Here is a 12,085-nt window from a genome sequence, read left to right as displayed (position 1 = left end):
GCCGCGCTTCTGGCGTACCATCGACAGTTAACACATCGACTGTAAACAGTTGACCACTGACATTGAGGAAGTACCATGATGGCCGGAGCAACGCTGCTGGGACTGCAAAAGAAGAGCCTTCGCGAGCAGGCCCTCTCGGCACTGCGCGCCGCCATCACCAGCGGCGAGCTGGAACCGGGGCGGCATCTGGTGGAAACCGAGCTGTCGGAAATGCTCCAGATCAGCCGCGGCACGTTGCGGGAAGCGCTGCGCCAACTCGAACAGGAAGGCCTCCTCTCCCCCGGGCCCCGGGGCCGGCTTTCCGTCCGGCACCTGGATGAGAAGGAAATCCGCGACATCTACTCCGTCCGGGCAGCACTTGAATCCCTGGCGGCCCGCACCCTGTGCGAACTCCCGGACCGGGAGCACGTCATCACCTCGCTGCGGGCCGCCATCGAAGCCATGGCCGCCGCAGAGAAGGCCAGCCTGCAGGAACGCATCGAATCGGATCTGGAATTCCATCGGACCCTGTGCCGCCTGACCGGCAACGAAACCCTGCTGCATTCCTGGGAGTCGCTGGAAGGGTCCATCCGCATGTCCATCATGTTCGCGGGCCGGGACAAGGGTGTGAAGAACATGAGCGTGGACCGGCACTACGACATCGTCACCGCCATCGAGACAGGAGACGCCTCGCTGGCCCGGAACACAATCCGCGAGCACATGGACACCGCTGCCGCGAACCTTGTGGCGTAGGGCAGCGGACTTAGAACAGCCCGGGCAGCCTGCCGCTCGCGGCTGTGTATTTTCCGGGAGGGACCGTAGGAGACCGACGCCGTATACTCGGTGCCAGCCATGACCATCCTTCCGTCCTCCCCCGCCAGCGTCCGCATTGATGCGTGGCTGTGGGCGATCCGCGCCTACAAGACACGCTCTGCCGCCACCGCGTCGTGCCGGGCCGGGCACGTGCGGCTGAACGGAAGCCCGGCCAAAGCCTCGGCCACTCTGGTCACGGGCGACACCGTCACCGTGCGGATGTCCGGCTTCGAACGCACCCTCGAAGTCCGCCGCCTGATCGCCAAACGCGTCGGCGCAGAGGTGGCTTCGCACTGCTTCACCGACCACACGCCGCCAAGGCCGGTGGCGCCGGCACTGGGCCTCCCGCAGCGCGACCGTGGCGCGGGACGTCCCACCAAGAAGGACCGCCGCGAGATGGAACGGCTCAAGGGCCCCGCAACCTAGGCCCTCGAGGCCGGCAGCGTCGGTACGTGGAGACTGCTGCGAAACCCTTCATCAATGTTCCCGTCGGGTCAGAGTCCTGCTCCGCGACTGAGCTATCAGAATTGAAACTGTGAACAACATCGTCCTGACCTCCGTCCGACAGCCCGGCGAGGACACAGTCTCGGACCTTTACATCGTTGACGGCGTGGTGACCCGGATCAGTGCCGGCACCGGGATCCCGGGCGACGCCCGCGTGGTCAGCCTGGACGGGCGCTACGTCATTCCGGGGCTCTGGGACGAGCACGTCCACATGACCCAGTGGGCGCTGCATTCAAGCAGGCTGGACCTGTCCGCCGCCGCATCCGCGCGAGAGGCGGCGGCCGACGTCGGACTTTCTGTTCGCGACGCCGATCCTTCGGTCACCACGGTGGGGGTGGGCTTCCGCGACGCCCTGTGGGCGGACGTCCCCACCCTGGAAATGCTCGACGCCGCCACCGGCAGCCAGGCCACCGCCCTGATCAGCCACGACCTGCATTCTGTCTGGCTGAACAGCGCTGCCGCCCGGCGGTTTGGGGTGGAGGTTGACGCCGGCGGCCTGCTGCGGGAGGAACCTGCTTTTGCGCTGACCCGTGAGCTGGGCCAGCTTCCGGACTCAGTGGTGGACGGCTGGGTCCGCGATGCCGCAGAAGCAGCATCCGCCCGGGGCATTGTGGGCGTCGTTGATTTTGAAATGACCTGGAACCGTGACGTCTGGCTGCGCCGCTTTGCCGGTGGATTCAACAGCCTGAGGGTGGACGCCGGTGTCTACCCGGAGGACCTGGAGCGGGCCCGCCACGACGGCATGCGCACGGGCCTGGAGCTCGACGGCGGCAAGGGGCTCCTGCGCACCGGCCCGCTGAAGGTGCTCGTTGACGGTTCGCTGAACACCCGGACGGCGTTTTGTGTGGATCCCTACCCCGACGGCGGCTACGGGCTGCTGACTGTCAACGTTGATGACTTGTTGTCCCTGCTTAGCCGGGCGCGGGAGTACGGCTTTGTCCCGGCGGTCCATGCGATCGGGGATGGCGCCAACCAGGTGGCGCTGGATGCCTTCGAGCGAGCAGGGATCGGCGGCCGGATTGAACACGCGCAGTTTGTCCGGACGGAGGATTTGGCCCGCTTTGGGCGTCTGGGGGTTACGGCAAGCGTGCAGCCGGTGCATGCACTGGATGACCGCGACGCCGCGGAGGCCAACTGGGGCGGCCGCACGCAGCGGGCGTTTCCGCTGAGGTCGCTGCTCAACGCCGGAGCCACGTTGGCGCTGGGTTCGGACGCGCCGGTTGCGCCGCTGGATCCTTGGGCTGCGATGTCCGCGGCCAGCACCCGGTCCCGGCAGGACACCCGCGGGCCGTGGCATCCCCAGGAATGCATCAGCCGACGGCAGGCACTTGCCGCTTCAGCTAGGGGCCGGAGCCGGCTCCGGGCCGGGGACCCGGCGGACCTGGTGGTGCTCGACGCCGATCCGCTGGCCTCGCCGGACCCGGAATTCGCCGCCATGCCGGTTGCGGCAACGCTGGTGGCCGGCCGCTTCACGTACGACGGCGGCCTGGCTTAGTTCCGCACCTTGGCCTGCACGAGATTCGCGAACGGCAGCCGGCCATGCTCCGCAATAAAGGCTGCGTGATACGCGGCCTCGGCTTGGTTTACTTCTTCGGCGGGCACCTCTTTCCACGCCATGATGAGTTCATCCGTGTGGATCAGCTGCCAGATGAGGCGGCCGTCCCAATGCCCCGGCGGCCTGCCCCGCCCAAAATCCAGGAACTCCTTGATCTGATTCCGAAGGCCGCGGTTGCCCTTGCTTCCCGGCCCGGCTTTGCCAAGGTAGAGAATGTCGGCGCCGTCCACCCATTCCGCCCATATGGCGTCCGCCGGCAGAGTGGGATTCTTTTTCTTGAAGGTCCCGGCGGTGCTGATCTTCAGGAAGTGCGGCTCGAACTCATTCGGCCGAAGAACGGCGAACACCCCGGTGCCATGCGGAACCCTGATGATCTCAAGGCTGTCGAAGCTCCGGAAGCCGGCAAAGCCGTCGGACTTGAGCGTTTTCCTGTTCATCATCATGACGTTACCCGGCCAGGCGCCGGTCCGGAGCAAACTTGCACTGCGCACCCATACGCCCAAAAGCGTAGAGTGGGTTAAGACGCCTGTTTCTGGACGCCGTGCTGCTGAGGGAGAGATCGTGACGATTGACTGGGACGAAAAAAAGGCCCTGCTACAGGAACCAAACATCGCGGCGGTAACGCAGCTCTGCGATGAACTGATGGAAAAGAAGCCAGGGTCCGTCGTCCCCTACATCGACCCCGTGCACGACGAGGACGAATGCCGGATCGTCAGCCTCCACGTCAGTCCGGGCAAGGGCACCGAATCCGGCTTCGTCTCCCATTTCAACGACGACGAAGCCGCCCGCCGCGCCACCCAGATTTACGAACTTGCCGAGCTTGATCCGCGCTATGTGATGCCGTGGAACGCGTACCCGTGGGTGCGGGATCCGGAGCTTCCGTCGGCGCTGAACGTCCAGGAGAAGACTGACGGCCTGCGGCCCTTTCGGCAGTTCCTGAAGATCAACCGCCGTGTCTCCGCAGTCATCGCCCACGGCACGGACGCTTCCACGTTCCTCACCCTCTTCGAGAAGACCTACCATTCTTCCCTGAAGAACAGCGGCATCAAGATCTACAAGGCCAGCGCGCTCGGCGGGCGGGCCTTTGCTGTTTCCGAAGCAAAACAGGAGGATCTCCTCGCCAAAAGCGTGGACGTCTACAAGGACGCCATGCAGCGGGCAGGCATCCAGCACCTCTAACCAACGCACGACGGCGGCAGTCACCGCGGGTGCCTCAGCCTTCCAGCAGCCTCCGCCGGTGTTTCAGCTCCTTCACCCACGCCCTGGTGACCATGCCCGGGAACGGCGAGCCGCCGTCGTCGTTCTTCTCCGGACCTCCGAGCCCGGCGAACGCGGTACCTGCCTCCAGGTCGGCGATCAGCGGACCTGACACCTTCAGGGCGAGCTCCATCACCTGGGCTGCCGTGCGGTCACTCAGTCCCAGGTCCTTGGCCCAGCCAAGAAAGTGCCGGCGCGAGATCCCGCTCCGCTTCCCGTTCAGCGTCAGCGCAAGGGTCTTGTCCCCGTAGACCACGGTGGAGGGAATGTCGTAGACAGGGGCGATGGTCCACTCGCCATGCGGCTGCTGGACCATGGAAACGTTCTTGGCGTGCAGGTCGCCGTTGCCGCTCAGCCAGGCAAACGCCCCCTGGACCGCCAGGTTCCGGAGGGCCGGGAGCGGCGCCGAGCAGTAGTCGGCCAGAGCATGGCAGACCTGGCCATAAGGCACGTTGTACTTGTCCGCCGGGTAGAGCTTCAGGACCTGGGCCCCGTCCTCCACCGCCAGCCGCCGGACGTCGTCCGGCCCGCCGCCGGGGATGGGCACCCGGTCGAAGCGTTCCACCAATAGACCCGGCCGGCCCGCGATGTCCCGGATCAGCTGGACCCGGCTCAGCGGAATCCGCAACTTGGCCGCGTACCGGAACATCACCAGCTCGTTTTCCACCACATGCGGGAACTCGGGCGCGTTGAGTTTGAGGATGAAGCGTTTGCCCGCGCTGGCCACGGGCAGTGAGATCATCCCGGCAGAGAGTTTGTCCTGCACGCCCGCCAGCGCAACGGGGTCGATCAGGTCCGGATCACCCAGGAGGTGGTCGAAGTCCACCGGCAGCTTGGGGTCCAGCTGCACCGCGTGCTCGTCCAGGTCCAGCGGTTCTCCGTGCCCCACGATCTGCACATCGCCCACCGAGTTGCCGCCGGCCGCGATGAGCAGCGACAGGTCATCGTCCGCGCTGGTCTTGAGGGACCGCCGCAGGGCGTTGAGCCGGCGGCCCTCCGGCAGCAGCCCGGTGAAATAGGGCGGCGCTGCGCCCGCCGAGGACAGCACCGGTTCGGCGGTGAGCGGCAGGGAACTGGCGACGGCGGGTCCCCCGGACGCGAGGTACGCCGGCAGATAGCTGAACCGGGTGCCGCCGTCGTGCCGTTCGAGCCGGGCAGCCAGCACCCCGGCCTTGTAGATGTCGGCGACGCGGTGCTTCATGGGTTTGTTTCTTGAGCCTTGCCGTGGCCGGCAAGGGCGCGGGCGGCGCGGCTGGCCCGGGCGGCTAGCCGGAGTTCGAGTCCCAGGGTTTCCAGCACGGCGGTGAGTGAGTCCAGCTGGATGCTGGGCTTGCCCTGCTCGACGAAGCGGACAAAGCGCTCGGAGACTCCGGCCATGTAGGCGAGATCCTGCTGCGTGAGGCCTAAAGCTGCCCGGCGCGTCCGGACTTCACCTGCGAGCCGGTCCCCGAATGCATTCGCCATGGGCATCTCCAATAGGTACGATCGTGCCGTTCTAGCTGTGTTCTGATTCTAGACCGGCAACTCGCTCCAGCATAGAGAAAAATCGGAACGAACGTACCGTGCCTATAATCACGAGGGAACCTTCCCCTGACCGACGACGTGGACTTTACGGTGTCGGCGGAAGTGCCTGGTTTAGCGCCGTCGGATCCACCGCTGGCGCTTCCCCCGCCAGCCGCGGGGCCGGCGGAACCCAGCGGTCGAGGGTCGCCTCCAGGGCGGCGGGGTCGACGGGTTTGGTGAGGTAGTCGTCCATGCCGGCAGCGAGGCACCGCTCACGGTCTTCGTCCAGGGCGCCTGCAGTCATAGCAATGATGGGCAGATGCCCCGTCACCTCGCCCTTGCGGATGGTCCTGGTGGCCTCAAAACCGTCCATCACCGGCATGTGGCAGTCCATGAGCACGGCCGTGTAGGAGACGGCTGCAATGGCCGAGACGGCTTCCGCCCCGTCGGGCACAACGTCAACCAGGTAGCCCAGTCTTTTCACCATCTCCCGGGCAACGAGCTGGTTCACCTCGTTGTCCTCCACTACCAGTACGCGTCCCCGGGAAGGGATGCTCTGCTTCTCCGGCACACCACGGGCCGAAAGCCGTTCGGCCACCTGCGTTCCTCCCCTCAGCCGCAGAAGACGGTCGTAGAGTTCAGAACTGCGCACCGGTTTCATCAACCATTCACGGACACCCGCAGCTGCCAGCTCAGCCGGATCCATCTGCGGCGTTGACGTCAGCATAATCAGGGAGGTAGGAGCCAGAACTCCGTCGGCGCTGATGGCCCGCGCCAGCTCCAGCCCGTCCATCTCCGGCATGCACATATCCAGTACGACGACGTCGAAGGGCCGTCCGGCGAAGGCCGCATCCCGGCACCGGTCCAGGGCAGCGCGCGCATCGCCGACGGTGTCCGGGTCCATGTTCCACGTCCTGAGCTGGGACTCCAGCACCAGCCTGTTGGTCGCGTTGTCATCCACAACCAGGACCCTGACTCCGGTCAGCAGATCCGGGAAGCGGACCGCCGCCTCGTCGATGCCCCCGGCGTCCACCGCGGGCTGCAACGGGAGCACAATCCAGAAGGTGCTGCCCTCACCTGGAGCGCTGGTCAGCCCGATTTCCCCGCCCATCATTTCGGTCAGCCGCCGCGAGATCGCCAGCCCCAAACCGCTCCCGCCGTACCGGCGCGTGGTGGAGGAATCGGCCTGGGAAAAGGACTCGAACAGGCGCAGATGATCTTCTGGCTCAACTCCGATCCCGGTGTCACGGACTTCAAACCGCACCGCAGGCCCACGGGGATGAAGGTCAACGGGCTGCACGCGAACGGACACTTCCCCGGTCGGCGTGAACCTTACGGCGTTGGAGGCAAGATTGAGCAGGACCTGCCGGATGCGTCCGACGTCTCCGGACAGCCGCGCCGGCACCTCCGGGCGGCAGTAGGCGATGAGTTCCAGTCCTTTGGCGCGGGCGGACTCGCTCACCAGGCCCGCCACCTCCTCCACCAGAAGCCGCGGATCAAAGGCTGCGATGTCCAGATCGACCTTCCCGGCCTCCAGCTTGGACAGATCCAAGATGTCGTTGATCAGGGCCAGCAGCACCTCGCCCGCGCCCCTCACCCCTTCGGCATACCGGCGCTGCGTCTCATCCAGCGGGGTCTCCAGCAACAAAGCGGTCAGGCCGATGACGCCGTTCATCGGTGTCCGGATCTCATGGCTCATCGTCGCCAGGAATTCGGACTTCAACCGGCTCGATTCAAGCGCCGCCTCCCGCGCAGCCAGGAGCTCTGCCGCTGCGAGCCGTTGTCCGGTGACGTCGCGGACAATCTGCGCCATCCCGCGCACGCCCCCGCCTTCGGCCCGGATGGGTGAAATAGTCACGGAAACGGGGACCGTCGTCCCGTCTTTGCGCACGCGCTCCGCCTCGAAACTCCGCGCTACACCGCGCTCCCGGACATCAGCGTGCAACGCCTCCTCGCTCAGGCGGAGATGATCCGGAATCAGGAACTGGACGTCCCGGCCTGCCACCTCGTCCGCACCATACCCGTACAGCCGTTCGGCGCCCTGATTCCAGCTGGTGATCACACCCTCCGGGGTGATGCCGATGATCGCGTCGACAGAGGAACTAACGATCGCGCCGAGACCCTCCAGCTCTGCGATGGCGTCACGGGCCCGGTCCTGTGCACGCCGGCGGGCCGTGATATCACGGAAGCTCCAGACCCGGCCGACAATGTCATCCCCCACCCGTTGGGGCCGGGAGTAGCGCTCAAACGTCCGGCCATCACGGAATTCCAGCACATCCAGGCTCTCCGCTCCCGGATCGGCATACAGCTCTTGGACCTTGCGCATGAAGCTGCCCGGATCGGAGAGCTGGTCCAGGACGAAACCGATCAGTTTGCCGTCGTCATGGGAATCCAGCAGATCCGCCGGGATGCCCCACAACGCGGCGAACCGTTCATTGGAACCGGCAATCCTCCCGTCGGCAGTCACCACCAGGATGCCGTCGGCGGTGGATTCCAGGGTGGCGCCGAGCAGCGAAAGGGCATCCCGCAGCTCGCTGTCGGTGCGGCGGCGTTCGCTCACGTCCCGGACGGAGGCGACGATGTCCGCGCCCGGACCGTCCCCGAGAGCGGCGGCGCTGATTTCGATGGGGAACTCGGTCCCGTCGCGGTGCACGCCGAACAGGCCCAGGCCGGTCCCCATCCGGAGTATCCGCTGCCCGGAGGCGAAATCATCACTGGTGCCGGCAAACTGGCCTTCGAACTGCTGGGGCAGGAGCATCCCGTAATGCCTGTCCAGCAACTCGTCCCGCCGGTAACCAAAGAGCTGTTCCGTCTGGTTATTGACGAAGACAATAGAACCGTCCGCACCGACCCTTAGCAGTGCATCCGGCGCCGCCTAGACCAGCTCCTGGTAGAAATCCGCATGATCGTTTCCCTTGACTGCCTGTTCCATTTCAGCCCCCAACAAACGTCGACGGCCTTCGCCGCCGCGCACCCGGTCGGCCGGACGGGCCTCCCCACACACAGCTTATCCGCCAGCCCCGGATGCGCCCTAGAGGCTGGACAGCGACGTCGCTCCCGCGGCCCCTGATCCTGGAGTCAGCCTGCGCCGTGAAACCCCGTCCCGTGCCCGATTGACAGCCCGTGTGACCCGTGCCATATTTTAAGCATGAACCTGTCAGACAGCCGGATAGCAGGACAGCCTGCGGAATCCCCCGGCGAGCAGTCCCTCCGAGCCCAGCCCTTGGCCCGGCTCAGCGCTGCCGAAGCGGTGTTCAACGCCATCCGCGCCGACATCGAGTCCGGCAGGGCGGCCGTGGGCGGCAAGCTCAGCTCCGAAGCCACCCTCGCCCAGCAGTACGGGGTCAGCCGCTCCGTCATCCGCGAGGCCCTCCGTTCCTGCACCGCCCTGGGCCTCACCGTCACCAAAACCGGCAAGGGCACCTTCGTGGTGGCCGACAAGGTGGCCAATGACCTAACGCTGGGCCAATACTCCGCCCGGGACCTCACCGAAGCCCGGCCGCACATCGAGGTACCCGCCGCCGGACTCGCCGCCCAGCGCCGCACCGACGAACAGCTGGAAACGCTCCGGCACATCGTGGACGCCATGACCGCGGAAACAGACCCCGAATCCTGGGTTTCCCTGGACTCCAGCTTCCACGCCGCCATCGCCCGCGCCAGCCGCAACAGGGTGTTCGCCAGCGTGGTCGGGGACATCCGGGGCGCCCTGGCGCACCAGTCCGAAACGCTCAACATGGTAGCGGACCGCCAGCACGCCTCGGACGTGGAACACCAGCGGATCCTCGCCGCCATCGAGGCCGGCTCCGCGGACGAAGCCAGCGCCGCCATGGCCGCGCACCTGCACGCCGTGGGCGTCGCGCTCGATTCCATCCTCAACCAGTAACCGCCACCCAAGGACCCCATGCCAGCCCCTGCCATTCCCGCTGCCCTGCCGGCTCCCTTCGACGCAATGGACGGCCAGTTATCCAGCGGTCTCCCGCAGCACGCCGCCCTGGCCGTGGCCACCCGCGACCGCCTGGTGGAGAGCATCCACTACGGCTCGGTCATCGCCACCGCGCCGGACGGCTCCACCCTGGCAGCGGCCGGCGATCCGCTGGCCCCCTTCTACCCGCGCTCCTCGCTCAAGCCGCTGCAGGCCGTGGCCCTGGTCCGTGCCGGCCTGGACCTCCCGGCCGGCCTCCTGGCGCTGACCGCGGCCAGCCACTCCGGCGCCGCCAGGCACCGCGACGGGGCCCTGCGCATCCTTGAACTCCACGGCCTGGCCCCCAGCGACCTGGAGAACAGCACCGACCTCCCGTACGGCGCCACCGAGCGCGAGGAATGGCTGCGTTCCGGCGGGCACGCCACCCGGCTCACGCAGAACTGCTCCGGCAAGCACGCCGCCATGGCCGCCACCTGCGTCATCAACGGCTGGCCGGTCAAGGGCTACCTGGACCCGTCCCATCCGCTGCAGCAGCTGATCGCCAGCACCGTCGCCGAGCTGACCGGCGAGGCGCCGCTGGCCCTCAGCACGGACGGCTGCGGCACCCCGCTCTTCGCCCTGACCCTCCGGGGCATGGCCCGCGCGTTCGGGCGCATCGCCGCCGCCAGCAACAGCGCCGCCGGCAACACCGCCAACAGCACCTCCGACGGCGGCGGGCACGCGCCACTGACCGCGGAAGCCGCCGTCGGCCTGGCCATGCAGCAGCACCCCGACATGGTGGCCGGTGAGCGCCGGGACGTCACCGAACTGATGCGCCTGTCCCCCGGCATAGTGGCGAAGGACGGCTTTGAAGGCGTGCAGCTGGTGGGCCTGCCGGACGGCCGCGCCATCGCGGTAAAGATCTCCGACGGCGGCGACCGCGCCAGGATGCCCGTCACCGTCCGCATGCTGGAGGCGCTCGGCGTGGACACCGCGCCGCTCGCAGGGATCGGCACCGCGCCCGTCCTGGGAGGCGGCCATCGGGTCGGCCTGCTGCAGGCCACCGATTTCCTGTCCACGCCCGTCAACGAAGCCCTGTGAGGACCCCCATGACCACTGCCAACAAGGCCACCACGTCAGCCGCCGGCACCAACGCGGCCGGCACCTCGGCCGCAACCCGCTCCGAGCATGACCTGCTGGGCGACCGTGACCTCCCCGCCGCAGCCTACTGGGGTGTCCACACGCTCCGCGCCGTGGAAAACTTCCCCATCACCGGGCAGCCGCTGTCCTCCAACATGCACCTGGTCCGGGGACTGGCCGCCGTGAAGCTTGCCGCCGCCCGCACCAACCGCGAACTGGGACTGCTGGACGCCGAACGCGGCCAGGCGATCGAGCAGGCGTGCACCGACGTGATGAACGGCCAGCTCAGCGACCAGTTTGTGGTGGACGTGATCCAGGGCGGCGCCGGGACGTCGTCGAACATGAACGCGAACGAGGTCATCGCCAACCGCGCCCTCGAAATCCTCGGCCACCCCAAAGGCGAATACGCCCGCCTGCACCCCAACGACCACGTCAACCTCAGCCAGTCCACCAACGACGTCTACCCCACCGCCGTGAAACTGGGCACCATCTTCGCCGGCCGGGAACTGCTGGACGCACTGGCCGAACTCGAAGAGGCCTTCGCCGCCAAAGCACTGGAATTCCGCACCGTGGTGAAGATGGGCCGCACCCAGCTGCAGGACGCCGTCCCCATGACGCTGGGCCAGGAGTTCGGCACCTACGCCATCACCATCGGCGAGGACCGGCTGCGCCTGGCCGAGGCGGAGCTGCTCATCCACGAAATCAACCTCGGCGCCACCGCCATCGGCACTGGCCTGAACGCCCCCGCCGGCTATGCCGAGGCAGCCTGCCGGCACCTGGCCGAGGTCACCGGCCTCCCCCTGGTCACCGCCGTCGACCTCATCGAAGCCACCCAGGACGTGGGCGCCTTCGTGCACCTCTCCGGCGTGCTCAAGCGCGTGGCCGTGAAACTCTCCAAGATCTGCAACGACCTCCGCCTGCTCTCCTCCGGCCCGCGCGCCGGCTTCGGCGAGATCAATTTGCCGGCCGTCCAGTCCGGCTCCTCCATCATGCCCGGCAAGATCAACCCGGTAATCCCCGAAGTGGTCAGCCAGGTGGCCTACGAGGTCATCGGCAACGACGTCACCATCACCATGGCCGCCGAAGCCGGGCAGCTCCAACTCAACGCCTTCGAACCCATCATCGTCCACAGCCTCCACAAGAGCATCTCCCACCTGGAAGCCGCCTGCCGCACCCTCACGGCACGCTGCGTCCGGGACATCACCGCCAACACCGAACACCTCCGCATCACCGTGGAACAGTCAATCGGCCTGGTCACAGCCCTCAACCCCCACCTCGGCTACACCACCGCCACCGCCATCGCCCAGGAGGCTCTCGCCACCGGCAAGGGTGTGGCCGAACTCGTGCTCGAGCATGGCCTGCTAACCGCCGCCCAGCTCCAGGAACTCCTCAGTCCTGAGCGCCTGGCGAATCTCAGCAAATAGTCCCTACCC

Annotated in this window: 11 protein-coding genes and 1 pseudogene; 7 read left to right on the top strand and 5 right to left on the bottom strand. The window is 67.0% G+C overall.

Going from position 1 to position 12,085, the window contains the following annotated elements; all coding sequences use genetic code 11:
- Nucleotides 1-78: 78 nt before the first annotated feature.
- The 3 genes from NG698_RS16810 to NG698_RS16800 all read left to right on the top strand — a co-directional run bounded on the left by NG698_RS16810 (nucleotide 79) and on the right by NG698_RS16800 (nucleotide 2,791).
- The gene (locus NG698_RS16810) at nucleotides 79-732 is read left to right on the top strand and encodes a GntR family transcriptional regulator (protein ID WP_252599698.1); all 654 of its coding nucleotides are present in this window, start codon (nucleotides 79-81) and stop codon (nucleotides 730-732) included.
- A gap of 99 nt (nucleotides 733-831) precedes the next feature.
- Nucleotides 832-1,218, top strand: a complete 387-nt coding sequence (locus tag NG698_RS16805; RefSeq protein WP_056342031.1) for an RNA-binding S4 domain-containing protein — start codon at nucleotides 832-834, stop codon at nucleotides 1,216-1,218.
- A gap of 109 nt (nucleotides 1,219-1,327) precedes the next feature.
- The gene (locus tag NG698_RS16800) at nucleotides 1,328-2,791 is read left to right on the top strand and encodes an amidohydrolase (protein ID WP_252611135.1); all 1,464 of its coding nucleotides are present in this window, start codon (nucleotides 1,328-1,330) and stop codon (nucleotides 2,789-2,791) included.
- Here the strand turns inward: NG698_RS16800 and NG698_RS16795 are convergent.
- Nucleotides 2,788-3,294: a hypothetical protein gene (locus NG698_RS16795; RefSeq protein WP_252611133.1), complete on the bottom strand. Its 507-nt coding sequence runs from the start codon at nucleotides 3,292-3,294 to the stop codon at nucleotides 2,788-2,790. The two genes, NG698_RS16800 and NG698_RS16795, sit on opposite strands and share 4 nt — an antisense overlap.
- Nucleotides 3,295-3,412: 118 nt before the next feature.
- On the opposite strand from NG698_RS16795, the gene NG698_RS16790 reads away from it, so the two are divergent.
- On the top strand, nucleotides 3,413-4,030 hold the full coding sequence (locus NG698_RS16790; RefSeq protein WP_056342023.1) for a uracil-DNA glycosylase family protein: 618 nt from the start codon (nucleotides 3,413-3,415) through the stop codon (nucleotides 4,028-4,030).
- A gap of 34 nt (nucleotides 4,031-4,064) precedes the next feature.
- On the opposite strand, the gene NG698_RS16785 is transcribed toward NG698_RS16790, so the two are convergent.
- The 4 genes and pseudogenes from NG698_RS16785 to NG698_RS21980 all read right to left on the bottom strand — a co-directional run.
- Nucleotides 4,065-5,309 (bottom strand): type II toxin-antitoxin system HipA family toxin, encoded by a 1,245-nt coding sequence (locus NG698_RS16785; protein ID WP_252611131.1) that lies wholly within the window; start codon nucleotides 5,307-5,309, stop codon nucleotides 4,065-4,067.
- The gene (locus NG698_RS16780) at nucleotides 5,306-5,572 is read right to left on the bottom strand and encodes a helix-turn-helix transcriptional regulator (protein ID WP_252611129.1); all 267 of its coding nucleotides are present in this window, start codon (nucleotides 5,570-5,572) and stop codon (nucleotides 5,306-5,308) included. Before NG698_RS16780 ends, NG698_RS16785 begins: the two co-directional genes overlap by 4 nt.
- Before the next feature lie 145 nt (nucleotides 5,573-5,717).
- Nucleotides 5,718-7,937 (bottom strand): PAS domain-containing hybrid sensor histidine kinase/response regulator, encoded by a 2,220-nt coding sequence (locus NG698_RS16775; RefSeq protein ID WP_374210101.1) that lies wholly within the window; start codon nucleotides 7,935-7,937, stop codon nucleotides 5,718-5,720.
- 213 nt (nucleotides 7,938-8,150) lie between these two features.
- Nucleotides 8,151-8,474 (bottom strand): annotated as a pseudogene (locus tag NG698_RS21980) (PAS domain S-box protein); the annotation flags it as partial.
- 285 nt (nucleotides 8,475-8,759) lie between these two features.
- On the opposite strand from NG698_RS21980, the gene NG698_RS16770 reads away from it, so the two are divergent.
- Genes NG698_RS16770 through NG698_RS16760 form a run of 3 tightly spaced genes read left to right on the top strand, consistent with a single transcriptional unit; the run spans nucleotide 8,760 to nucleotide 12,076 of the window.
- Nucleotides 8,760-9,494: a FadR/GntR family transcriptional regulator gene (locus tag NG698_RS16770; protein WP_252599602.1), complete on the top strand. Its 735-nt coding sequence runs from the start codon at nucleotides 8,760-8,762 to the stop codon at nucleotides 9,492-9,494.
- An 18-nt stretch (nucleotides 9,495-9,512) separates the two neighbouring features.
- A complete protein-coding gene (locus NG698_RS16765) occupies nucleotides 9,513-10,613 on the top strand; it encodes an asparaginase (protein WP_374209952.1) in 1,101 nt (366 codons plus the stop codon).
- A gap of 8 nt (nucleotides 10,614-10,621) precedes the next feature.
- Nucleotides 10,622-12,076: an aspartate ammonia-lyase gene (locus NG698_RS16760; RefSeq protein WP_252611120.1), complete on the top strand. Its 1,455-nt coding sequence runs from the start codon at nucleotides 10,622-10,624 to the stop codon at nucleotides 12,074-12,076.
- The last annotated feature ends 9 nt before the right edge of the window (nucleotides 12,077-12,085 follow it).

The organism is Pseudarthrobacter raffinosi (assembly GCF_023913735.1).
In the GTDB taxonomy this organism is placed as follows: domain Bacteria; phylum Actinomycetota; class Actinomycetes; order Actinomycetales; family Micrococcaceae; genus Arthrobacter; species Arthrobacter raffinosi.
The sequence above is the reverse complement of the archived record's forward strand: the minus strand, read 5'-3'. Positions and strand labels throughout refer to the sequence as shown.